This is a genomic window from Cryomorphaceae bacterium, from assembly GCA_017798125.1.
GTDB lineage: Bacteria > Bacteroidota > Bacteroidia > Flavobacteriales > ECT2AJA-044 > ECT2AJA-044.
On the sequence record CP059070.1, the window covers coordinates 2,819,888 to 2,844,510 of the forward strand.

A 24,623-nucleotide genomic window follows, 5' to 3' on the forward strand; every position below is an offset into this window, starting at 1 on the left:
AACGGATTCCCTTGAATCTGAAGTATTTCGCTTATTTCTGCATCGGAGCCTCTCCGTAGATCTTCTCGTAATAAGCGGCGTATTTTTCGAGTATGGGCTTCCGACGCAACTTCATGGTCGGTGTCATCTCCCCACCTTCGACCGTCCAAACTTCGGGAGTCAACTCAAAGCGCTTGATCTTCTCCCAATTTCCGTAGGGCTCGTTTTTCTTGTCCACTTCTTTATGGTACCGCTTGATGATTCGCTCATCGTGAATCATCTCCGCATTGGTACTGTACTCAATGCCCTTTATTTCACACCAGTTCCGCAAGTGAGCAAAATCGGGTTGAATGAAGGCCGACGGGTGTTTCTGACCTTCACCTATCACCATAATATTCTCAATGAAACGGCTTTCTTTAAAGGTGTTCTCCATAATCTGAGGCGCAATGTACTTTCCACCTGAGGTCTTGAAGATCTGCTTTTTCCGGTCGGTAATCTTGAGGAATCGACCTTCGACGATCTTGCCTATATCTCCAGTGTGGAACCATCCATCCGTGATGACTTCAGCCGTAACGTCGGGTTTGTTGTAGTATCCCATCATGACGTTTGGTCCTTTCACAAGGATTTCGCCGTCGTCCGCAATCTTCACTTCAACATCTTCGAGTATCGGCCCCACCGTTCCAATGCGGCGGTCATTGTCGTTATCACCGTTTACAGAAACTACAGGAGAGGTTTCGGTCAATCCGTATCCTTCCTGCACCGGAATGCCCGCAGCTAAGAAGATCCGAGCCAACTTGGGATTTAACGCGGCACTTCCAGAGGCAACTGCTTTCACCTTACCTCCAAGCGCTTCTTGCCACTTGCTGAAGATTAGTTTTCGGGCAATACCCAGCTTCATTTTATAGAAGGCTGACTTTCCGACCACATCGTATTCTTCTCCTACGCTTACCGCCCAGAAAAAGAGTGCTTTTTTAACACCAGTCAATTCCTCTCCCTTGGCGATTATGCGGTCGTATACTTTCTCCAAAAGTCGTGGCACGGCCGTAAAGACTTCGGGTTGCACTTCGCGAATATCATCCCCGATCGTGTCCAGTGATTCAGCGTAGTACAAGGACACTCCTGAATAGACATATAAGTAGATAATCATTCGCTCATAGATGTGGCAGAGCGGCAAGAAGCTCACTCCTTTTGCCTGAGCATCTACCGGAAGGCGTGGACGGCTGCCCATCACGTTGCTCACAATATTGCTGTGGCTGAGCATCACCCCTTTAGGCGTCCCGGTCGTACCCGAGGTGTAAATCAGGGTCGCTAGGTCTTCATATTTGACCTTATCCATGAGTTCTTTCACCTCAGATTGATTGCTCGCATCTTCCCCAAGAGCCAGTACTTCGGACCAGTTCTTTGCTCCCTCAACCTCATCAAAGGTGTAGACCTCGCCGAGTGATGGAATTTCGGGCTTGCACCGCATAACCTTTTCGTATAGCTCACGATCCGACACAAAACAGAGCTTGATGCCCGCATCGTTAAAGATGTACTTGTAATCAGATTCTGAGGCCGTCGGATAAATCGGCACGTCCTGTGCTCCAATTTGAAGTATTCCCATGTCAACGATGTTCCACTCCGTACGGTTGTTGGAAATCATCGCGATTTTATCATCGGGCCGCAGGCCCATACGCAGCAGGGCACGAGAAATTTTATTGGCTTGGTCGACGAATTCTTGGGTAGAAGTATGGACCCATTTCCCATTCACTTTGCTGGCGATGGCATCCTTCTTGGGGTGATGTGCCAAGGCGTAATAAGGGAAGTCAAAGAGCCTTTTAATTTCCATATCGGTCGTTTTTTCTTTCAATTCAGTTCCTAAATATAACCGAAAGAACTTTTTTGGTTCATGCTCTGACCAATCTTTGGTATTTTTGCGGCAAATTCTGACATCGATGACCGATACCAACACGCGACTCACCACTCTAGAAGATGCCCAAAACCTCGGGCTACTTGAATCTGAATACGAATTGATCCAGGAGCGCCTCGGTCGCGTTCCCAACTTCACGGAGTTGAGCGTCTATTCAGTGATGTGGAGCGAGCACTGCTCGTACAAAAATTCCATCCTCTGGTTGAAGAAATTGCCGAAGGACGGACCGCATATGTTGGTGGAGGCCGGTGAAGAAAATGCCGGGTTGGTCGATATTGGAGATGGATTGGCGTGCGCCTTCAAAATTGAGTCGCACAACCACCCATCGGCCTTGGAGCCTTACCAAGGTGCAGCGACTGGTGTGGGCGGAATTAACCGCGACATCTTTACCATGGGTGCTCGTCCGATTGCTCAGTTGAACTCGCTTCGATTCGGAAACTTGGAAGAAGCGCGGACAAAGTGGTTGCTCGAAGGTGTGACCAAAGGAATTGGAGACTATGGAAACGCCTTTGGTATTCCAATCGTTGGTGGTGAGGTGTACTTCGATGAAAGCTACAACCAGAACCCATTGGTGAATGCTTTTTCGGCCGGTATTATGGAAGTCGGCGAAATGATCAGCGCTACTTCTAGCGGTGCGGGCAATCCGGTATACATCGTTGGTTCATCGACCGGAAAAGACGGAATTCACGGAGCCGCTTTTGCCTCTAAAGACATTACCGAAGAGTCAGCAGAAGACTTACCCGCTGTACAGGTGGGAGATCCGTTCCAAGAAAAACTCCTCCTCGAGGCGACATTGGAATTGGCGAAGACGGACTGCATCGTCGGAATGCAGGATATGGGTGCTGCTGGTATCACCTGTTCGAGCTGCGAAATGAGCGCGGCTGGTGAGCACGGTATGGACCTCTGGTTGGACAAAGTTCCTACCCGTCAAGACAATATGCAGGCCTGGGAGATTTTGCTCAGCGAATCGCAAGAGCGCATGCTGGTGGTCGTGAAAAAAGGCACGGAGAAAGAAGTTGAGGCCATCTTTGACAAGTGGGATTTGAACTGCGCGGAGATCGGTGTGGTCACTGAGGGCGGTCAAGTACGCTACTTCATGAATGATGAGCTCGTGGCGGAAGTCCCTGCAGAGCACTTAGTGTTGGGCGGCGGAGCTCCACAATACGAGCGCGAGTACAAAGAGCCTGCCTACTACGAGGAATACAAGAAATTCGACATCAACAGTGTTTCCGAGCCTTCAGACCTGGTTGCTGTTGCTAAGAAACTCATGGGTGCACCGAACATCGCATCGAAGAAGTGGGTCTACGAACAGTACGACTCCATGGTGGGAACCGTGAACATGAGCACCAACCAACCCACCGACGCAGGATTGGTCAACATTAAAGACACCGATCGTGCACTGGCCTTTACGGTAGATTGTAATTCTCGCTACGTCCATGCGGACCCAGAAGTGGGAACAGCCATCGCTGTATCTGAGGCTGCACGTAATATCGTTTGTTCGGGAGGAGAGCCCAGTGCCATCACGAACTGCCTGAACTTCGGTAATCCATATAATCCTGAAGCCTACTGGCAGTTTGTCGGGGCCATCAAGGGGATGAGTGCCGCATGTGAGAAGTTCCAAACCCCCGTCACGGGAGGTAATGTGAGCTTCTACAACCAAAGTGTCATCGGTGATGAGACCGTACCGGTTCACCCAACTCCGACGATTGGTATGATGGGAATCGTTCAGGACAAAAAGAACATCACCCCACTCGGGTTTCAGAAGAAGGGAGATTTGATCTATCTCATCGGTGACCCAAAAGAAGATATCTCGAGCTCTGAGTACCTGGTGCATCACCACGGCATCAAGGCCAGTCCAGCACCGCATTTTGACTTGGACGAGGAGTTCAACATGCAAGATGCTCTGAAGAAACTGATTAAAGCGGGTACCATCAGCTCCGCACATGACGTGAGTGAGGGAGGACTATTCGTCGCCTTGGCAGAAGCTTCTTTCGTTAACGACCTCGGATTCGATGTCTTAACCGACAGCGAGATTCGCGAAGACGCCTACCTCTTTGGGGAAAGCCAAAGCCGCGTTGTGGTGAGTGTAGATCCCGATGAGGAAGATGACTTCATCACCATCTTAATGGATGCGGGAGTGCGCTTTACGCTCTTGGGACATGTAACCAAAGGGAAGTTTGTCGTAGACGAGCAGCCTTATGGAATGGTGAATGAATACAAAGAAGTTCACTCAGAGAGCATTGGCCTTCAGATGGCCCACTAATTGACTTCCTGTAAATACTGAAGATATCGTTTCGCAGCTGTGCGGAAACGATAATTGTAGTGCTCGCTTGCGGCCTCGAGCTGCTCGCGCCAGCGTACGTCTTTACACTCCACGGTGCGCAGAGCGCGCCAAGCATTTTCCCGTGTTTGGCGATTGTAGGCCTCTGATCCAAAGCCCAGTAGGTATTTCAGGGATTGATCCTCGCCGTCCAAGGCGTATTTCCACATGGCCCGACGCACTTCAAGATTGTTTCCATTATTTCCGGGATAGGTATCCTGAAGCAAGTAGGCAAAGCGCTCGGCATCGCGTTCCATTAAGTCGTCCAAAAGCGTTTCTAGGAATAGAGGGCTTCCTGTTTTCCAAAGCTCTGAGATGAGCGTGGAATCCAAGAGGGATGGATCACCCTGCCCCAAGTACCAAGCGGTTTCGTACAGCTCTTCTCGACTCGATTGCAGCCATTGTGTACCGACTTGCACTGCCTCTTCGGGATAGTAAATAAAGTTGCGGGCCCAAAGCTTTCGAAGGTCATCGTCCAGCGGCATGGCGGTCAGCCAATCTTCGGCTGGAGCCAGACCAGGGAATCTACTGAGTTCTTTCAGGGCTTGGGCTCTGGAAAAGTAATGTGCGGTATCCTGACTTATGGCCAAAAGCTCTTCCATGGTGTAGGGATGCACAAACTGTTTGAGCACGATTCCGTCTGGATCGTAGAGGATGTAGGCAATCCTCTGTCCTTCGGGAAGGCTCACCGTCCATCGGTGTTGGCGATCTACAACGAATTCCCGACCGCTCAAACGGCCTCCGCCTTCCAGTACGATTTCCCAGTTCCAACCGAAGCGGAAGGGCTCGGATTCTTGAAATTGGTTGAGGGTGAATCCGTAGACCGTCTGTTCTTCTGAACGCGTGGTGTCTACATCGACCCGTAGGGTCGGAACACCGGCCTCATAAATCCACTGGTCCCAAAACCAGCCCAGGGATCGGCCGGCGACATCGCTGAAGTAGTTGAGCAACTCCTCCGAGTCTACCAGTCCGAATCCGTTTTCAATGACGTATTGGGAAATGACCCGGCGGAACACCACGTCTCCCACTTCTTCGCGGAGCATGTCCAGGACGAGGCGGCCCTTTTGATAGTGAATCAGGGATCCTGCCGCGTTGTGTTGAAGCGGGTAAGCGTTGGACGACTCCCGGGTGGTGACCAGTCCGTAATCGCGCCAGCGTCTGTAATCGGCGACTTCATCCCCGAGCATGGCGCGCTCACCTAGGGCGCCGTAATAGGTCGCAAACCCCTCTTGCAACCAATGATCATGGCCGGTTCGTGCGGTCAGCCAATCTCCAAACCAATGGTGGGCCATTTCGTGGGCGTTGACATAGACGTAATTTTCATCGATCCGCGAGCGCCAATCCACCATGTACCGGTCATTTAATACGACCGCAGTCGTGTTCTCCATGGCGCCATAAAGAAAGTACTCAACAGGAGCTTGACGATAAGCGGACCACGGGTAGGCCACGCCGATTTCCTCTTCCAAATAGGACAAGAGTTGGTTGGTCTCCACAAAGGTGGGTTCTGCCTGTTCCGGAAGGTCGGGATAGAAGTAATTTTCAACGGGCGTGCCGAAGGGACTCCGCTGACGCATAACATCGTACTCCCCAATGATCAGGGCCATGAGGTAGGTGCTCTGTGGCCGATTCATGGCGTATTTCCAATACGTCTTTCTACCTCGCTCTTCTTTGACTTCCAAGGCCCCATTACTGATCACTTCAAAGTCCTTGTCGAACTCGAGGGCAATGGACGTGACCACTTTGTCGTGCTGAAGGTCAAAACAGGGCACCCAGTGCCGGTTTTTGATTCCCTGACCTTGGGTCCAGATTTGCTTCAGGCCGTTTCCATCCCATCCGTTGAAATACATCCCCTTTTTTGGAAAGGCCTCGTAGATAATGGTCATTTGGCTTTCGCCCTTCACGGGCGGATGCGGGAACACATGCACCCCTTGCTCATCCTGACGAAAGCGGAGCTCCACTCCATTGATCACGACCGACTCAATTTCCATATCTCGGGCGTGCAGATACATAGAATCCACACTGGCCCTCAAGGGAGAAAAGGTATAGGCCACCGTTCCCCGTACGCGTTTCTTCTTCGGTTGAAGTTCCAATTCCAGATCAAGGGTGTGAAAGTCCACCACGCGCTCCACCGGAATTTGGGTGGAATCGTACTCTTGCCCAGAGGCGAAAAGTGAAGAAAACAGTAGGAGATACAGCAGGTTCTTCATTCGTTTGACCTTTACACCATTTTGGTAAGGCCCTGAATTTCCAGGACACATTAATTTCACAAGGGTCGAAAAGTAAGAATATTTAGCTTTGCCCTATGTCCTCTTCGCAGCACATTCTGTACGGCCCTATCGAGTACCTCAAGGGGGTAGGTCCGCAGCGCGGGGAGCTGCTCAAAAGCGAACTGGGCATTCACCGCCTCGGCGATTTACTCTACCTCTTTCCCTTCCGGTACATCGACCGGACCCAGTATCATAAGATTGTGGACCTACGGTCCGATGTGACCGAAGTCCAACTGGTCGGCCGCATCGTTCAAATTGAAGAAGTCGGTCACGGTCGTCAAAAACGCCTGGTTGCCCGATTCGAAGACGAAACAGGCCAGATTGACCTCGTTTGGTTTCAAGGCGGAAAGTGGATCAAAAACACCCTTCAGATCAACGAGCGATACGTGGTTTTTGGCAAGCCTAAGAACTTCAAGAATCGATACAACATCCCACACCCTGAACTCGAAAAGTGGGAAGATCATGAGCGCTCGATTCGAAGCGCTCTTCAACCTGTCTATCCCAGCACAGAGAAACTCACCCAAAAGGGACTGCACAGCAAGGGTATTGGAAAGCTTCAGGAGGCCCTGTGGCAACAAGTTCAGGGCCTTGTGGGTGATACGGTCGACGTTTCGTTTCGAAAAGATCACCGCCTCCTTCCTTTAGAAGAGGCCCTGCTCAACATCCATTTCCCACGAAACATCGAACTCCTGGAAAAAGCCCGCTTTAGACTCAAGTTCGAAGAGCTGTTTTTCATTCAAGTGGGTCTGGTCCAACAAAAGAGCCTGCGCCATCAAAAATTGGGCAGCTATTCCTTTGAAAAAATTGGAGCGGCCTTCAACGATTTCTACGCCCATGGACTACCCTTTGAATTGACAGGAGCCCAGAAAAGGGTGATCAAAGAAATTCGTCGTGACGTGGGGTCTGGACATCAGATGAACCGCTTGCTCCAAGGGGACGTGGGGTCCGGGAAAACCATCGTGGCGTTGATGACCATGTTCATGGCGCTGGACAACGGATACCAGGCCTGCTTGATGGCGCCTACGGAAATTTTGGCGCAGCAGCATTACCAGGGTTTGAGCGAACTCATCGGCCCGCAGGGCCATCGCATAGAACTCCTTACCGGATCGGTGAAAACTGCCGCTAGAAAGCCCATTCTCGCGGACTTAGCCAGCGGAGATTTGCCCTTTATCGTGGGGACGCACGCGCTTTTGGAGGACAAGGTGAAGTTCAAAAATCTGGGTCTGGTAGTGATCGATGAGCAGCATCGTTTTGGTGTGGCGCAGCGGGCGAAAATGTGGAAAAAGAGCGCACTCCCACCGCACATTTTGGTCATGACGGCAACTCCCATTCCGCGGACGCTGGCGATGTCCCTCTATGGTGATCTCGACGCCTCCATCATCGATGAATTGCCGCCGGGTCGCAAGGAAATCAAGACCGTGCATCGGTATGACAGCAATCGCCTCGCCGTATTCGAATTCATGCGACAGGAGATCAGCAAGGGTCGGCAGGTTTATGTGGTTTATCCCCTGATTAAAGAATCGGAAAAACTGGACTACAAGGACCTCATGGATGGTTATGAGAGCATTGTGCGACACTTCCCCCTCCCCGATTATCGCGTCGCTATTGTCCACGGTCAGATGAAACCGGAAGACAAGGAATTCGAGATGCAGCGTTTTGTCTCCGGGCAAGCCCAAATCATGGTGGCCACAACGGTCATTGAGGTGGGGGTGAATGTTCCCAATGCATCGGTCATGGTCATTGAGAGCGCTGAGCGTTTTGGCTTATCTCAATTGCACCAGCTCCGAGGTCGTGTGGGGCGCGGTGCCGATCAGAGTTACTGCGTGCTCTTGAGTAAGGACCAACTCAGTAAAGACGCCCAAACCCGTCTACAAACCATGGTCCGGACAACGGATGGTTTTGAGATTGCCGAGGTAGACATGCAGTTGCGCGGGCCTGGTGATTTAATGGGCACGCAACAGAGTGGTCTTTTGGACTTGCGGATTGCCGACGTGGCTCGAGATGGGCAAATCATGGCCCTCGCGAGAAGAGCAGCGGAAGCCCTGCTCTCCGGAGACCCCAATCTTGAAGGGGTGGTTTATCCCAAGGTTGTGTCGACTTTTAAGCGAAAAAACCAGAAAAAACTGCATTGGAGCCGAATTAGCTGAGTAATTTTGCGGCATGCGACAAAAGCTCACCGACCGGCTGAACCGCATGTGGCATCGGTCGACCATTTATCACGTCTATTTCCGTCGTAGCGGATTCTACACTTTTCTAGGCAAGAACAGCATCAAGCTTGGAGGTACCTTGGTCCTCTTCGCCATAGCGCTTTTGGCTTTTCAACACTACGTCGGAGATGTCGGGGAATTCTTTGCTGGAATTTTCTCCAGCATGAGCACCCGTGGTGTACTGACCCTTTTCTTTGTTAGTGAGACCATCTTGGGCATGATTCCTCCAGATTTTTTCATCCTTTGGGCTGGGAGTTTTGACGAACCCATGCGCATGGTTGCCGTCCTCGCCCTCATCAGCTATGGTGGAGGGTTCACGGCTTACCTGATTGGACGAAGAATCAGCTACACCCAGCGCGTGAATCATTATTTAAACACGAAATTCAAGCCTCAATTTGTCTTCCTAAATAAGTGGGGAGGCTTCTTTGTCTTGTTAGCGGCCATGTTCCCAATTCCCTATGCTATTGCGTCTCTGGTGGCTGGAATCGTGCGCTTTCCAATGTTTCGCTTTCTGTTTTTTGGCTTGGCTCGTCTCCTTCGATTCTACCTATACGCTCTGGCTCTCTTTCAGATCTCGAACTAAGACCCTTTGCCTTGGGCCTTTTGCTTAAATTTGACCCTCATTAGAAAATCGACCGATGAAGATCTCCTACAGCTGGCTCTGCGACTACTTGAAAACAGATGAGTCCCTCGACGAAATCATTCGCCTACTGACCGAAATTGGTTTGGAAGTAGAAGGAACGGAAGAGTTCGAATCTATTCCCGGCGGCCTCAAAGGAGTGTACGTAGGTAAAGTGCTTACCTGCGAGCAGCATCCGAATGCGGATCGCCTGAAGGTGTGTACGGTCGACATCGGCATTGATGAGCCTCTTCAAATCGTCTGTGGCGCCAATAATGTCGCTGTTGATCAGCTGGTACCCGTAGCCACTGTGGGCACCTCATTAAAACCTACTGGTGCTGATGAGGCCTTTACCATCAAAAAAGGAAAGCTTCGAGGAGAAGTCTCGATGGGTATGATTTGCGCGGAGGATGAACTTGGTCTTGGTGATGATCATGATGGCATCATGGTGCTGGATGACCGAGCGGAAATTGGTCAGTCTGCCGCGGACTATTTTGGCATCACTCGTGATACCGTCATTGAAATTGGACTGACCCCAAACCGGGCAGATTCCATGTCCCATTACGGTGTGGCCCGTGATCTTCGTGCAGCCCTTCTTCGCTTTGGAAAGAAAGCAGAACTGCACTATCCACACAACGATGTCCTGACCGGTCACCACGAAAATACTCCAATCAGCGTAGAAGTTCGCGACACATCACGCGCTCCACGCTATGCCGGAATTGTACTTGAAAACATTAAAGTTGGGCCTTCACCCGAATGGCTGAAGAATCGACTGAAAGCGATTGGTCTCGCACCGATCAACAACGTTGTAGACATCACGAACTACGTCAATCACGAGCTCGGACAACCCCTGCACGCATTTGACGCATCGAAGATTCGAGGTCAAAAAGTCATTGTAGACACCATGACGGGTGGAACCAAATTCACCACCTTGGATGATAAAGAGCGCGAACTGCACCAAAACGACTTAATGATTTGTGATGCCGAGGGAGGCATGTGCATTGCCGGAGTGTTTGGCGGAGTCGAGTCCGGTGTTTCGAACGAAACAACGTCCATCTTCTTGGAGAGCGCCTATTTTGATCCGGTCAGCGTGCGCAAAACCGCTCGTCGCCATGGACTCAATACAGATGCCAGCTTCCGCTTTGAGCGCGGCATTGACCCGAATGGGGTGGTCGAGGCATTGAAAAGAGCCGTTGTCTTGTTGGAAGAGCTTGCAGGTGCAACCATCGGGTCTGATTTAACGGATCTATACCACCATCGCATTCCCAATCACCACGTGGACTTGAAATTGGAGTACATGGATCGGTTGATTGGAGAAGAAATTCACCGTCCCTTGGTGCGGAACATCTTGGAATGGCTCGACATTAAAATTGTCAACGAAGAAGAAGGGTGGTGGGCTCTTGAAGTACCCGCCTATCGAGTGGATGTGACCCGCCCCGCAGATGTGGTTGAGGAGGTTTTGCGCATTTACGGCTTCAACGAGTTGGCTGAAGGCGGAAAGATGGTCATGAGTACCGGGCATTTTGAACATCCTGATGTTCACCGGGCCGAAGAACTCATCAGCGAAATGCTTTGTGCCACCGGTTTCCATCAGATGATGGCCAATAGCCTAACCTCTGCCGAATACGGAACGGAAGAGTTGTATGACCTCGGGGAAAACACGCATCCGGTAAAGATGATTAACCCCTTGAGCTCAGAACAGGCAGTCATGCGTCGTAGCTTGATTCCCGGAGCCTTGGATGCCATCGCACACAACATCAAGCGTCAGCGTCGATCCTTGGCCCTTTTTGAATTTGGACGGGCCTACTTCGAAGATATTGGTGACTTCTATCGTGAAGAGGAATACTTAATGCTTGCTCTGAGCGGTCCTCGAGGAGAAGAGCATTGGACCACTGGAAAAGCCGAAAGTAGCTTCTACCAACTGAAATCGGCCGTGTCTAAAGTGCTCAAGCGCCTTGGTTTAGGTCAGGATTTTGTCATGAAGCCTGCTGAACACTCATACTATAGTGAAGGATTAGAAGTGATCGTTCGAGGTAACCGCATGGGTTTTGTGGGTCTTGTGCGTCAGGACTTACTCGCGAAGGCCGATGTTGAACAAGCCGTTTACGCAGGTGAATTGAGATGGGATCTGCTCAAGCCCCTACTCTCCAGCACCCGTGTTCGGTTTGAAGAATTACCCAAGTTCCCCTTTGTACGTCGAGATTTGGCGCTCTTAGTGAACAGCGAAGTGGCCTTTGGGGACATTCAGAGTGCCGCAGAACACGCCGAACGAAAACTGCTACAGGGAGTCGAATTGTTCGATGTGTATGAGGGTAAAAATCTTCCGGCCGGTAAGAAGAGTTACGCGGTTTCATTTACCTTCTACGACAGCAAAAAAACCCTGACTGACAAAGTGGTGGACAAGGCTATGTCCAAGATTCAAAGTGCAGTAGAAAAATCCACCGGCGCAGAATTGCGCGGATAATTTTTTAGTGTACTCTTGACAATTAGTATACCTTTTTGTTTATATTAGACGTGACAAAGGAGAATGATTTTTGAATATTTGAGTAGAGTATTTGGAAATCGACAGAAAGAAAAAGTACTGATCTATTAACCCAAACTTTCTTTCTGAACCGTAAAAGCCACCGCCCGGTGGCTTTTCGGTTTTTATACCTTTAGGATTCAAACAACTCTCTTATGGTGATTCAGATCGTTGCTCTTGTTTGCCTGACCATTATTGTCCTAGCCCTAATTCGTCGCCGACGCTTTTAATACGAACAAGCGCTGTCCAAGATTTAGGCTCTAGGTCCGCACCTACCGTAGATCCTTCCACAAACAACTTACCCGTAGGTGAGGCAACGACCCACGTCCCTCTTCGTTCTTCGGGAACCGGAATGCGCAAAGCGTCATCGGTCAAATTGAAAAATACGTACGCCAGCTCTTCGCCTGTGAATCGCTTGTAGGCAAATACATTGAGGTCACTTCCTGTCGGGATGAATTCCAATCCTCCGTACTTGAAGACGTCGAATTTTTGACGCATCGCAATAAGCTTTTTGTAATACTCAAAGAGCTCAAAATCAAAGGCCACTGAATCGACAGGGCGCTCTATGCCCAGCGGATGAACCTGCTCGGGATCGAAGTCCAAATCGGGCCACGTTAGCGGCTTGCGGCAGTCGGGATCGTCTGCCCCCCACATTCCCATCTCATCACCTGCCCAGATTTGAGGAGCCCCAACGAAGGTATATTGATGGCCGAGGAAGAGTTTCATCTGGCCGTAGGCCGCCTCATCAGGTCGGTGAATCATGTAGGTCGAATCAGCACCTGGACCCGAATTGAACTTGTAGGGGTTCTTGTTGAAGAACGAAGTAGACAGTCGAGGTGCATCGTGGCTGGCACTCATGTTCATCAAGGAATAGCGATGCTCGGTATCTATGTTCTGGTAGATGGAATCCAGGTGAGCTGCGTACTGTTCGGAACTCAAGGTGTCTGGAGCGTAAGCGAAGTAGTTTCGAGCGGCTCGATACCAGCGGTAATTCATGACGGCATCAAATATGTCTCCACCCAGCCACGGATTGGGGTCAATGAGCAGATCAGGCCACTGTTCCCACCAGATCTCTCCGATGAGGCAAGCCTCTGGATTAATGTCCTTTACAAGACCTCGATATTGTCGCCACCATCCTAAAGGCAATTCCGCGGCAACGTCCAGGCGGAATCCGTCAACGCCATCACTCGGATCGCCATCTCCGTTTGGATCCATCCAACGTTGAGTCACTTTGAAAATGTGATACTTGACTTCTTCACTATACAAGTCGCCATCATAGGGTTCCATCCGCTCGAAGTGCAGGCGTTGTGTTTCTTTGATCTCGGGTAAACTCTTGATGCCAATCCAACCTTGATAGTCTAATTCGTCGGCCTCGGTTTCGGGATCGTCAAAGGCATCAATCCAATACCAGTCCGTGTATTTTGATGATTCGCCCTTGGACCGAATGTCCTCTATAGCCCAGAACTTGTGCCCCGTATGATTCCAACTGTAGTCCATGATTACGCGAATCCCCTTTTCATGCAGCGCTTCAATGACTTGAAGGAACTGCTGATCTGCAGCCGTCCATGACCAGGTTTTGGGGTCATCGGGTATGTCTCCTGCCATTAATTGCGCATCACCATCGGGGTCCGGACCAAAATTTCGGTCGATATGCCTCCAATGGCGAGGGTCGTACTTATGAAGTGAAGGAGCATCATTCAGTGGATTGAAGTAAACGGCCGTAATTCCGAGTTCTTCTAAGTAATCAATTTGATCCAGCACGCCCTGAAGATCTCCTCCATAACGTCTCAGCTGTGACTTCTGTCCGAAGGTGGTGACGGGATAATCATTGAAATCGCGACTTCCTTCGAGCTCAGCCCAGTACGGATCAGGGGCATACCAATCGTGGCCCCAAGGGGTCGTAGTCCAAGTCTCTGGAACGAATCCCGGATAGGAACCATCGATGTCTTGGGCACGCGGATCGTTGGTGGGATCTCCATTTCGGAAGCGCTCGGGAAAGATTTGATACCAGACCACCTCTTTCATCCAGTCGGGAGGGGATGTGGGCGCGGCTGCAATTAGAGAATCCATTGAACCGAACTCCGCTAGGGAGTGTTGTTCCTCCGTAGTACAGGAAATGATGAGCAAAAAAGAAAGGACGCCGAGCGCAATTCGCATGGGAGAAATATTTGCTTTAAAAGTACGGGTCTTTTTGGAAGAATCGTATCTTTGACCGACCGGTCAGTAAGTTAATTGGATTTGAACGAAGACACCCCCAGAAGTACTCAGCAGTTGAAGCGCGAATCCAGCGAGATCAGCATATTGCAGTCCGCCGAGGAACTCTTTGCCGCCCAAGGTTACCACGGGGTATCCATGAACCAGATTGCCCGGCACGCTCAGGTCAGTAAAGGGCTTTTATACCACTACTTCGAAAGCAAGGAAGCGCTGCTGAAGGCCATATTTGAATGGGCCTTTCGTTCGCTCGAGCAAGAAGGAAGCATGGAAGGATTGGAGGGCAAAGACCTCATCCGTGGACTTATCGATCAAGCCTTTGATTTCCTGCTGCACTACCGAGATTTACAGCGACTGACCATTGGGCTTGCCGTGCAAGCACACGATCTGGGCTTTGTCCATGATATGGCCACTCAAAAAATGAAGTCCTACGGGACGATGCTCACCAAGACATTTACCTCTTTGAATTACCCCAATCCTGAAGGAGAGGCCTATCTATTTGGCGCCCTTCTGGACGGTATAGCCCTTCAGTTCATGGTATTGGACATGGACTACGACCTCAATGGAATGAAATCACATTTGTACCAGAAATACGAACTATGAAGAAGTTAGGATTATTGATCTTGATGCTGTCTTTCATCGCGCCGTTGAAGGCGCAAACCGCTACAGATATCATCCGTGAAGCCGATGAAAAACTGCGCGGACAAAGCAGTAAATCGAAAGTCACTGTGCGTATTGTTCGACCTAATTGGACCCGAGACATTACGACCACGAGTTGGTCCTTGGGTTCGGAATATGCGCTCATCTTCATTTCTTCTCCGGCGCGGGATGAGGGGACGGTATTCCTCAAGCGGGAAAAGGAAATCTGGAATTGGCAGCCGAGCATTGAACGGACCATCAAACTTCCGCCCAGCATGATGATGCAAAGCTGGATGGGATCGGACTTCACCAATGACGATCTGGTTCGGGAATCGAGTATTGTCAATGACTACACCCATGAATTTGATGGGGACACGACGGTACTGGGTTACGATTGCCACAAAATTCTGTTGACTCCTAAACCCGACGCTGCTGTGGTTTGGGGGAAAATCATCAGCTATATATCCAAGGAGGAATCGCTCCAGCTCATGGCTAAGTTCTACGATGAAGACGGGTATCTCATCAATCAAATGGAGGGCTTTGACGTGATTGAATTTGATGGTCGAACCTTACCTCAACGTGTACGAATGACCCCTATGGATAATCCCGAACAGTACACTGAAATGGTTTATGAAGGATTGGAGTTCGATATTGATGTGGATCAAGAATTCTTCTCTCAACGAAACATGAAACGCATACGCCCATGATGCTTTTAAAGCTCGCATACCGAAATCTTTGGCGTAATCGACGGCGAACCTTTATCACTATTGCTTCGGTACTCTTTGCCGTATTCTTCGCGGTGATCCTAAGGAGTATGCAGACCGGAGTGTATGAAAAGATGATTGAGAATGTCGTGGGCTACTACAGCGGATATGTTCAAATCCACAAGAATGGATATTGGAACGAACAGACCATCGACAATGTCATCCCTTTCTCGGATTCGCTGGCCGCGGCCATTGAAGATAAAGACGGTGTTCAAAGCGTCCTTCCCCGACTTGAAGGATTTGTATTGGCCGCCACGCAGGAGCTCACCAAAGGAGCCTTGGTCAATGGCATTGATCCGACCAAGGAAGGCGGCATGCTTCAATTGGAAGAAAAATTGATTGAAGGGGAAGTATTTGCCCTGGAAGATCAAAGCGTCATGATGGGCTCTGGAGTAGCGGATTATTTCGGACTTGGAGTAGGTGACACCCTTGTCATGCTCGGTCAGGGATATCGTGGCATCAGTGCTCGAGGAAAATACGTGGTCTCCGGAATTGTCAAATTGAATTCGCCACTGCTGAATGACAACTTGATCTTTCTTCCCTTACCTGAAGCACAGTGGTTTTATGGTGCGGAAGGTATGGTGACGAGCTATGTACTGGACATGAATTATCGGGACAATGTTCCTCGATTTGCGCGCTCAATTGAATCGAAGCTCGATACGGCATCTTATGAAGTCATGGCCTGGCAGGAAATGATGCCTGAGCTGGTACAAGCTATTCAAGCCGATAGTGCGGGTGGACAAATCATGCTCTTTATTCTGTATATGGTCATCACCTTTGGGATGTTCGGAACCGTATTGATGATGACCGCAGAGCGTACCTATGAATTCGGAGTTCTGATTAGCATTGGTATGAAGCGCTGGCAGTTGGGCCTAACGGTCGTGTTCGAAACGATTCTTATTAGCATTATTGGCGTGATCGCCGGTTTGGTTTGTGCTTATCCGATTGTCCTGTATTTCAATAGGAATCCGTTGGACCTTACGGGTGGAGCAGCTCAGACCATTGAAGAATACGGATTTGAAGCGGTTATGCCGGCCAGTTTAGACCCGTCTATTAGCATTACCCACGCGACGATCATTTTGATCATCAGCATCCTCATTAGTATTTACCCCATGTTCGTCCTGGCTCGATTGAAGCCGGTGAAGGCCATGCACGTTTAATCAAGATCTATGCTACTTAAGATTGCTTGGCGAAACATATGGCGAAATAAGCTCCGAAGCGGAGTGGTGATTACGAGTATTGTGCTCGGTATTTGGGCCGGTCTCTTTGTGATTGCCTTAAGCGCTGGCCTTAACGAACAGCGGAAAGTATCGGTGATTGAAAACTCCATCAGCCATGTCCAGTACCACCATCCCGAATTCTTAAAGGACCGGAATGCGAAATACGTCATTGATGACATAGAGTCCGTGGAGGCCTCGATTCAAAGCGACTCCACTGTACTGAATTACACCAAGCGCGGATTGGTCAACGGGATGGCTTCATCGGCCCGTGGCGGAAACGGTGTGGTGATCAGCGGAATTGATCCAGAAATGGAAGCCCGGGTAACGACTATTGGCGAAAAGGTCGTTGACGGAGCTTTCCTTTCCCAAGAAGGCCGTTTTCCCGTATACATCGGACAGGCACTTGCCGAGAAAATGAATGTCCACGTCAGAAGCAAAATCGTCCTCACTTTCCAGGACAGTGAGAGCGAGATTGTCGCTGGTGCCTTCCGCGTTGCTGGTATCTACAAGACAGTCAGCAAGAAGTACGACGAAATGAACGTGTTCGTCCGCCTTTCGGATCTAGAGAAGCTCCTGCACACAGACAACGGCGTCAATGAGGTTGCGGTATTACTCAAAGAATTTGAAGTTATCCCACCCTTTGTCGAGCGCCAACGCGCCTCGTATCCAGAGTTAAAAATTGAACCCTGGGATGAAATTAGTCCTGAGCTTGGGTACGCAGATGAAATGATGGAGATCTTCTTGTACCTATTTCTCGGAATTCTCTTGGCGGCTCTTTCTTTTGGCATTGTCAATACCATGCTCATGGCGGTACTCGAGCGCAAAAGAGAACTGGGTATGTTAATGTCCGTAGGGATGAACAAGGCCCGAATCTTTGCCATGATCACCTTCGAAACCATTGCGATTGCCCTGGCAGGAGGCCCGTTGGGCATCCTGATGGCCTGGTTGACCATCGTTTATTTCCAATCAGCCGGATTGGATCTGAGTTTTTACGCCCAGGGCCTTGAAGAATTTGGGATCGACCCGATCGTATATCCTTATTTGGAGTTCCAATACTATTGGTCGCTGGCCATTATGGTTGTCATCATGGCAATACTAGCTAGTGTATATCCAGCGAGAAAAGCACTTAAAATGAACCCCGCCCAAGCGGTTAGAGCAATTTGATATGGCAGTTATAGAAACAAAAGCACTCGAAAAAATCTACCACGACGGGAGCATTGATGTGCACGCGGTTAACGGAGTAGATCTTCAAATTCAACCCGGGGAGTTTACAGCTCTAGTTGGTCCATCTGGGTCAGGGAAAACGACACTCTTGAACATGATCGGCGGTTTAGATGAGCCAACAGCGGGAAGTGTATGGGTTGATGGAACAGACTTGAGCACGCTTCGGGACAATCAGCTGATTGACTTTCGTTTGCGGAAAATTGGCTTTGTCTTCCAAGCCTATAACTTGATTCCGGTATTGACGGCAACAGAAAACACGGAGTTCATCATGCTGCTTCAGAAAAGGCCTAAAGAAGAACGTGAAAAAAGAGCTCGTCAGCTTCTCCAAGAAGTGGGCTTGGATGACAAGCTGGACAAGAAGCCTACGGAGCTATCCGGAGGTCAGCAACAGCGCGTAGCCGTTGCTCGAGCCCTTGCACCCAAACCGGCAGTGATTCTAGCGGATGAACCAACGGCAAACTTGGATTCGCATTCTACCGCGAACCTGTTGGATATTATGGCTCGCCTTAATGGAGAAGAACACATTACCTTCCTCTTCAGCACACACGATCAGCGGGTGATTGACCGAGCAAGACGGGTTGTGACCTTAGAAGACGGAAAGATTATTTCGGATGAGACGTTTGAACGCTAAACTACTGGTAGCTGGCCTTTTGGCTGCTGCTTCCACGACCGCCCAAGATTACATTGAGATCGATGGGTATGTCAAACTATTGGGGACCGCAACGGACTTGAGTCGCGAGATTCCAGAAGTCTTTATCAACTTGGGTAATCTCGAGTATACCTACGCCGATTATCAAGTCCACAACCGCTTCAATTTCGAATACCGCAAAGGTGAGCATTGGCGAGCACGAATTGGCATGAGGAATAGGCTCTTTTGGGGCTATCAGGTAGAGAATCTTCCCCAGTTCCAAAGCTCCATTGAGGCTGATCCAGGGCTGTTGGACATGAGTTTTATTTGGTTCGAAACGGACGGTATGTTCTTGCATACGGTCTTTGACCGAGCATACATTGAATACCGCAATCAAGACTGGGAAATTGCGGCCGGTCGTCAACGGATCAACTGGGGCCTGAATACCGTTTGGAATCCGAACGACTTATTCAACCAATACAACTACTTTGACTTCGACTACGAAGAACGACCAGGATCCGATGCAGCCAGGGTGACCCGCTACTTAGGCTATAACTCAAAGCTCGAAGGGGCGGTATCCATAGACAGTGCAAATGAAGTGACTGCCGCTGGACTGCATCAGTTTGGGTGGGGATCCTATGATGTGCAGGTCATCGGGGGTTGGTTTAAAGATGATATTGCCATTGGTGGTGGTTGGGCAGGAAATCTGCGTAATGCCGGATTCAAAGGGGAGTTCACCTACTTCCAGGGCGTTCAAGACGACAGTCCAAACGCCTTCTTGGGGAGTTTTACTTTGGACTATGCGTTTGCCAATTCCCTGTATTTGGCGGCGAGTTATTTATATAATTCAGGCGGAAGCAATGAGTCAAATTTTGCGGATTTCGGTGCCATTGCTGGTCCCGGGCAAGTTTTATCAGCCAAGAACCCCTTCCCATTCAAGAGCACCGTTTTTATGGCGAGTAGCTACCAAATCACTCCCCTATTTCGAGTGGATGTGAGTCAGATGTTCACGACTAATTTAGATAGCTACATTCTCATTCCCAGCTTGAGCTACAGCATCACGCAGGACTTGGATGCTTTAATACTGGCACAGGTATTCTTCGGAAATCGATTGTTCCCCCTTCCTCCTCCCCTCCCGACCGTCGATGAAGGCTGGGGATATGTGAGCGGTTTGGGGTTTGTCCGGCTTAAGTACTCGTTTTAAGCAGCAAGGCAAAGATTCCGACGCCGACCAGTACGCTGATCACAATATTGGCAATGGCCCATCCGGCATGACCGAGGCGCCAGAGCTCTACGGATTCAAAACTGAAGGTCGAGAAGGTCGAGAATCCTCCACAAAACCCAACGAGCAGTGCTGCACGCCACGTTTCGGCACTAAGGGACACTTCCTGGCGCTGAAGCCAGTTGAAGACCAGAGCGAAAACGACAATACTCAACATATTCGCTGCAAAGGTACCGACGGGAAAATAGGCCTTCGGAGCCAGAGAAAGCGTCATGCGACCTGTAGCAAATCGAGCCAAGGAACCGAGTCCTCCTCCAACAAATATGGCTAAATACAACTGCACCGTTACAGAGATAAGGGGCGAAAGCGGTTTTCCATCCGGCCGTAGGCCGTCCAAACCATCCACCCAATTGCTGATCCCAAGATAGCGCCTCCGAGAATGTCGCCCAAATAGTGGACTCCTAGGTAGACGCGGCTGTAGGCGGAAAGCACGCACCACAACCAGAAGATCCAGGGACTGGCCTTCCAGAATCGACGGAAAAAGTGTCCGAAAAAGAAGGCCAAAGCAAAGGTGTTGGCCGCATGTGAACTGACGAAGCCGAATTGACCGCCACAACCCTCGGGAACTAAGCGAATGAACTCCATCACCCCTTCTTGGTGGCAGGGTCGGAGTCGTTCAAAGACATTTTTAAATCCGTGGACGCTGATCCAATCGGCCAATCCAAACGTAATCAAGGTAAAAGCGAGGGTGGCCAATCCCCACCAACGTTCTAGTAGAAAGTAGAGGACAATGACGACGGCGTACATCCAGTACCAACTAGAGGCCTCCGTGATCCAAAGCCAAAATCCATCGGCCCATGGGGCTCCCGCATTATTCAGCCAAATGGTGGCTTTTTGGTCCCATTCAATAATCGAGACCATCTTGATGGAGTTGTTTCCAGATTAAATCCTTGAGCTGATCCAGCCCTTGCTGGGCCACGGATGATATGAAGAGATGCGGGATTCCTTCGGGCAAGGTAGCGCGTATCTCCGCCCGGAGCTCATCGTCCAGCATATCGTTTTTCGAAATCGCCAGGATGCGATTCTTGTCCAGTAATTCTGGATTGTATTTTCTCAACTCCTCCAAAAGAACGGCGTACTCAGCTGCAATGTCATCTGAATCCGCCGGTACCAAAAAGAGCAGGGTCGAGTTTCGCTCAATGTGTCGCAAGAATCGATGACCAAGTCCCTTTCCTTCGCTCGCCCCTTCAATGATCCCCGGGATATCGGCCATGATAAAGCTCCGATGGTCGCGGTACGATACAATACCCAAGTTGGGTACGAGTGTCGTAAACGCATAGTCGGCAATCTTGGGCTTCGCCGCACTAAGTACGGACAGCAAAGTGGACTTGCCTGCATTCGGGAATCCCACGAGTCCTACATCGGCCAGTACCTTGAGTTCAAGAATAACCCAAGCTTCTTGACCTTCCTCCCCTGGTTGGGAGAACCTAGGCGTCTGAAAAGTGGAACTTTTAAAGTGCCAATTTCCGAGTCCGCCGCGTCCGCCTGGAAGCAGAATCACTTCTTCTCCATCATGGGTTACCTCACAAATGACTTCACCTGTATCCGGATTTTTGGCGATGACACCCAGAGGTACATCAATAACGCGGTCTTTACCGGCCGCACCTGTTGAGGTGCTCTTTCCTCCAGGCTTACCGTGCTCAGCTTTGATGTGCTTTCTGTACTTGAGGGGAAGAAGGGTCCAGTGCTGGGCGTTTCCCCTCAGGATGATATGGCCTCCTCGACCACCATCACCCCCGTCAGGTCCCCCTTTGGAGGTCAGTCGTGTCCGGAGCAAATGGTGCGACCCCGCCCCACCGTTTCCGGAGGCGAAGAAGATCTTGACGTAGTCAACGAAATTAGAATCGGCCATACTTATGCTTGCGACGCCTGCTCAATCGCAGAAGCCAGGCGTTCGGTGATCTCATCGATGCTTCCGAGCCCGTTCACGTCTTGGAGCTTGTTTTGCGCTCCGTAATATTCTTTGACTGGCGCCGTATCGCGCTGATAAACGGCGATGCGGTTACCGATGATCTCCTCGTTCTGATCATCCGGGCGACCTGAAGTCTTACCGCGCTCCAAAAGGCGGTTTTTGAGTTCTTCATCGGGAACTTCCAAAGCCAACATGCCGGTAATCTCCGTTCCTTTCATCTCCAAAAGCACATCCAGCGCTTTGGCCTGTGCCTGGGTTCGGGGAAAGCCATCGAAAATAAATCCGTTTCCGTGCTTATTCTCTTCAATCTTGTGGCTGATCATTCCAATCACTACCTCATCGGGAACGAGTTCGCCCTGATCCATGAGTTTCTTGGCTTCCAAACCCAATTCCGTTCCGGCTTTGATTTCTCCGCGGAGAATATCCCCGGTGCTGAGGTGCACTAAGCCGTATTTGTCGATCAAGTTTTGCGATTGGGTTCCTTTTCCTGCCCCTGGAGGGCCGAACAGTACAATATTGAGCATGCTAATAGCTTTATTCCTCGATTACGTAAACGTGGGGCAAGTTACGACCAAGACCGTCGTAATCCAATCCGTAGCCCACAATGAACTCATTTCCAATTTCTTTCCCGACAAAGTCAACGGGTAAATCTTGCTTATAAGCCTCTGGCTTGTAAAACAGCGTTGCCAGCTTGAGACTCGCCGGCTCATGCCCTTCAAAAATGTTGTGTAGGGCCACCATGGTATTCCCCGTATCGACGATGTCTTCAATCAATACTACAGGCCTTCCCTTCACGCGATCACTGAGGCCAATCACCTCCGTCACCTTTCCAGTGCTCTCCATTCCGCTGTACGATCGAACCTTCACAAAACTCATATCGCACGGCCCTGGATATTGACGCATCAAATCCGCCATGAACATGAAGGCGCCGTTCAATACTCCAATGAAAAGTGGCTCTTCATCTTTGTACTCCGCATAGAGCTCTTCGGCCACTCTTTTGACCTCCACAGCGATCTCTTCTGCTGTGATATAGGGACGAAAATGCTTGCCGTGCAGCTCGATGGAATCCATGGTTCAGGGTTTTTGCGAAAATACGAAATGTTTCGGCCTATCTTTGCGGCAAATTCGATGGTATGAAAGACCTGTTTTCCACACCCTTCACCCTCGGTATTCTCGGGGGCGGACAGCTCGGAAAGATGATGCTGACCGAGACCCGGAAGTACGACTTGCGAACCAAAGTGCTGGATCCTTCTCCCGAAGCTCCTTGCCGCATCGGCAGCAATGAATTCGAGGTAGGTGATCTCAAGGATACCGAACGCGTATTGGAGTTTGCCAAGGACGTGGACGTCCTGACCATTGAAATTGAGCATGTTTCCACCGAAGCCCTGCGCCAAATTAAGGCCTCCGGCATTCCCGTGCACCCCGATCCAGAAGCCCTGGCCATTATTCAGGACAAGGGTACTCAGAAAGAATTTTACTCCGCCCACAACATTCCCACGGCACCGTTCGAAGTGTTCGCGGATAAAGCGACTACGCTTGAGGCATTTAGAGACGGGCGTTGGTCCACTCCTTGCGTGTGGAAGAGCCGAACGGGCGGCTATGATGGTTTTGGGGTTCGGGTCCTACGGACCGATGCAGACCTCAACTCCATCGGTGAAGGTCCGGGTTTGTTGGAAAACATGGTTCCCTTTGACCTAGAGCTGGCCGTTGTGGTCGCGCGGAATCCAAGTGGCGAAGTGAAAAGCTACCCGGTTGTTGAAATGGAATTCCACCCCACAGCCAATCAAGTAGAGTACGTGCTTGCCCCCGCTCGGATTTCCGATGAGATCGCTGAAAAAGCGCGCGTCTTGGCTGAACGCACGGCGACCGAATTGGGCATTTGCGGACTACTCGCTGTGGAACTATTCTTGACCTCGGAAGGAGAACTCCTCGTCAATGAGGTGGCTCCACGCCCACACAACAGTGGTCATTGGACCATCGAAGGCGCATATACGTCACAGTTTGAGCAGCACGTGCGCGGGATCCTTGACTTGCCATTGGGAAGTACGGCCTTGAAGGCCCCTTCCGTCATGGTGAACCTCGTTGGTGCTGAAGGTCATCAAGGGCCGGTTCGCTATGAAGGGATTGCCGATGTCTTGCGTATGCCTGGAGCCTATCCGCACATCTACGGGAAAAAGGACATGCGCCCCTTCCGAAAAATGGGGCATGTAACGATCGTAGCACCAGACCTGGCCGAAGCTCGACGGAATGCGAAAACCGTGAAGGGAGCGATTAAGGTGATCAGTCAATAACATCGAGCCGTAGGCTCAGAAATCTTAACTTTGAAAAAAGCCGAGCAATGAAAGTAGCCATCATCATGGGATCCCAAAGCGACCTGCCCGTCATGCAAGACGCCGCAGACGTGCTCAAGGAATTGGGAGTCGAATTCGAAATCAGCATCGTGAGCGCTCACCGCACACCGGAGCGCATGTATGATTTCGCGAAATCCGCCCATGAACGCGGTATCGTTGCCATCATTGCCGGAGCAGGAGGAGCCGCCCATCTACCTGGAATGGTCGCCAGCCTAAGTCCTCTGCCCGTGATTGGGGTACCGGTAAAATCCCGGAACAGTATTGACGGTTGGGATAGCGTTTTGAGCATCCTACAAATGCCCGGAGGGGTGCCCGTTGCAACTGTTGCTTTGGACGGCGCCAAGAACGCCGGAATTCTAGCGGCGCAGATCGTCGGAACCCAGGATGAGAAAGTTTTCAACAATCTGGTAGCCTACAAGGAAAAGCTGAAAGAAAAGGTATTGCTGTCCGCTGAGGAATTGGAAGCGAAGCATCGCGGGTAATTCACAGTTGTAAACGGCATGTAATAAGGAATGGCGCCCAACGAAAGCGGGGTGCTTTTCGTATTTTCGAGGAGTCGCGGTTGAGGTT

General features: G+C 50.4%; 20 protein-coding genes. 12 read left to right on the plus strand and 8 right to left on the minus strand.

What is annotated here, in order from left to right; genetic code table 11:
- Positions 1 to 31: 31 nt before the first annotated feature.
- Positions 32 to 1,807, minus strand: a complete 1,776-nt coding sequence (locus HZ996_12630; protein QTN39953.1) for a long-chain fatty acid--CoA ligase — start codon at positions 1,805 to 1,807, stop codon at positions 32 to 34.
- Between the two features lie 106 nt (positions 1,808 to 1,913).
- On the opposite strand from HZ996_12630, the gene purL reads away from it, so the two are divergent.
- The gene (gene purL / locus HZ996_12635) at positions 1,914 to 4,151 is read left to right on the plus strand and encodes a phosphoribosylformylglycinamidine synthase subunit PurL (GenBank protein QTN39954.1); all 2,238 of its coding nucleotides are present in this window, start codon (positions 1,914 to 1,916) and stop codon (positions 4,149 to 4,151) included.
- On the opposite strand, the gene HZ996_12640 is transcribed toward purL, so the two are convergent.
- Positions 4,148 to 6,415 (minus strand): M1 family metallopeptidase, encoded by a 2,268-nt coding sequence (locus HZ996_12640; protein ID QTN39955.1) that lies wholly within the window; start codon positions 6,413 to 6,415, stop codon positions 4,148 to 4,150. The genes purL and HZ996_12640 overlap by 4 nt on opposite strands.
- Positions 6,416 to 6,510: 95 nt before the next feature.
- On the opposite strand from HZ996_12640, the gene recG reads away from it, so the two are divergent.
- Genes recG through HZ996_12655 form a run of 3 tightly spaced genes read left to right on the plus strand, consistent with a single transcriptional unit; the run spans position 6,511 to position 11,765 of the window.
- Complete coding sequence (recG, locus tag HZ996_12645; protein ID QTN39956.1) at positions 6,511 to 8,622, plus strand: ATP-dependent DNA helicase RecG; 2,112 nt, start codon at positions 6,511 to 6,513, stop codon at positions 8,620 to 8,622.
- A 13-nt stretch (positions 8,623 to 8,635) separates the two neighbouring features.
- Positions 8,636 to 9,265, plus strand: coding sequence for a short-chain dehydrogenase (locus tag HZ996_12650; protein QTN39957.1), 630 nt, complete (start codon positions 8,636 to 8,638; stop codon positions 9,263 to 9,265).
- Positions 9,266 to 9,320: 55 nt separating this feature from the next.
- Positions 9,321 to 11,765 carry a phenylalanine--tRNA ligase subunit beta gene (locus HZ996_12655; GenBank protein QTN39958.1) on the plus strand — a complete coding sequence of 815 codons (2,445 nt, stop codon included), beginning with the start codon at positions 9,321 to 9,323 and terminating at the stop codon, positions 11,763 to 11,765.
- Between the two features lie 249 nt (positions 11,766 to 12,014).
- On the opposite strand, the gene HZ996_12660 is transcribed toward HZ996_12655, so the two are convergent.
- Positions 12,015 to 13,979, minus strand: a complete 1,965-nt coding sequence (locus HZ996_12660) for an alpha-amylase (protein ID QTN39959.1) — start codon at positions 13,977 to 13,979, stop codon at positions 12,015 to 12,017.
- Between the two features lie 81 nt (positions 13,980 to 14,060).
- Between HZ996_12660 and HZ996_12665 the strand changes: the two genes are divergently transcribed.
- Genes HZ996_12665 through HZ996_12690 form a run of 6 tightly spaced genes read left to right on the plus strand, consistent with a single transcriptional unit; the run spans position 14,061 to position 19,712 of the window.
- Positions 14,061 to 14,636 carry a TetR/AcrR family transcriptional regulator gene (locus HZ996_12665; protein ID QTN39960.1) on the plus strand — a complete coding sequence of 192 codons (576 nt, stop codon included), beginning with the start codon at positions 14,061 to 14,063 and terminating at the stop codon, positions 14,634 to 14,636.
- The gene (locus HZ996_12670; GenBank protein QTN39961.1) at positions 14,633 to 15,379 is read left to right on the plus strand and encodes an outer membrane lipoprotein-sorting protein; all 747 of its coding nucleotides are present in this window, start codon (positions 14,633 to 14,635) and stop codon (positions 15,377 to 15,379) included. Before HZ996_12665 ends, HZ996_12670 begins: the two co-directional genes overlap by 4 nt.
- Entirely contained in the window at positions 15,376 to 16,596 is a 1,221-nt protein-coding gene (locus tag HZ996_12675) for an ABC transporter permease (GenBank protein ID QTN39962.1), read from the plus strand. The genes HZ996_12670 and HZ996_12675 overlap by 4 nt, the downstream gene beginning before the upstream one ends.
- A gap of 9 nt (positions 16,597 to 16,605) precedes the next feature.
- Entirely contained in the window at positions 16,606 to 17,820 is a 1,215-nt protein-coding gene (locus tag HZ996_12680; protein QTN39963.1) for an ABC transporter permease, read from the plus strand.
- Between the two features lies 1 nt (position 17,821).
- Complete coding sequence (locus HZ996_12685; GenBank protein QTN39964.1) at positions 17,822 to 18,511, plus strand: ABC transporter ATP-binding protein; 690 nt, start codon at positions 17,822 to 17,824, stop codon at positions 18,509 to 18,511.
- Positions 18,492 to 19,712, plus strand: coding sequence for a hypothetical protein (locus HZ996_12690; protein QTN39965.1), 1,221 nt, complete (start codon positions 18,492 to 18,494; stop codon positions 19,710 to 19,712). Before HZ996_12685 ends, HZ996_12690 begins: the two co-directional genes overlap by 20 nt.
- Here the strand turns inward: HZ996_12690 and HZ996_12695 are convergent.
- From HZ996_12695 to hpt, 5 genes are read right to left on the minus strand one after another with little or no spacing between them, the layout of a single operon-like run.
- Positions 19,696 to 20,073 carry a CrcB family protein gene (locus HZ996_12695; protein QTN39966.1) on the minus strand — a complete coding sequence of 126 codons (378 nt, stop codon included), beginning with the start codon at positions 20,071 to 20,073 and terminating at the stop codon, positions 19,696 to 19,698. The two genes, HZ996_12690 and HZ996_12695, sit on opposite strands and share 17 nt — an antisense overlap.
- Before the next feature lie 2 nt (positions 20,074 to 20,075).
- On the minus strand, positions 20,076 to 20,651 hold the full coding sequence (locus tag HZ996_12700) for a phosphatase PAP2 family protein (GenBank protein ID QTN39967.1): 576 nt from the start codon (positions 20,649 to 20,651) through the stop codon (positions 20,076 to 20,078).
- Positions 20,635 to 21,642: a GTPase ObgE gene (obgE, locus tag HZ996_12705; GenBank protein ID QTN39968.1), complete on the minus strand. Its 1,008-nt coding sequence runs from the start codon at positions 21,640 to 21,642 to the stop codon at positions 20,635 to 20,637. Before obgE ends, HZ996_12700 begins: the two co-directional genes overlap by 17 nt.
- 2 nt (positions 21,643 to 21,644) lie before the next feature.
- Positions 21,645 to 22,226 carry an adenylate kinase gene (locus HZ996_12710; GenBank protein ID QTN39969.1) on the minus strand — a complete coding sequence of 194 codons (582 nt, stop codon included), beginning with the start codon at positions 22,224 to 22,226 and terminating at the stop codon, positions 21,645 to 21,647.
- Between the two features lie 10 nt (positions 22,227 to 22,236).
- Entirely contained in the window at positions 22,237 to 22,773 is a 537-nt protein-coding gene (gene hpt, locus HZ996_12715; protein QTN39970.1) for a hypoxanthine phosphoribosyltransferase, read from the minus strand.
- Positions 22,774 to 22,835: 62 nt separating this feature from the next.
- Between hpt and HZ996_12720 the strand changes: the two genes are divergently transcribed.
- Positions 22,836 to 23,993, plus strand: a complete 1,158-nt coding sequence (locus HZ996_12720) for a 5-(carboxyamino)imidazole ribonucleotide synthase (GenBank protein ID QTN39971.1) — start codon at positions 22,836 to 22,838, stop codon at positions 23,991 to 23,993.
- Between the two features lie 47 nt (positions 23,994 to 24,040).
- The gene (gene purE, locus HZ996_12725; protein ID QTN39972.1) at positions 24,041 to 24,535 is read left to right on the plus strand and encodes a 5-(carboxyamino)imidazole ribonucleotide mutase; all 495 of its coding nucleotides are present in this window, start codon (positions 24,041 to 24,043) and stop codon (positions 24,533 to 24,535) included.
- Positions 24,536 to 24,623 lie beyond the last annotated feature (88 nt).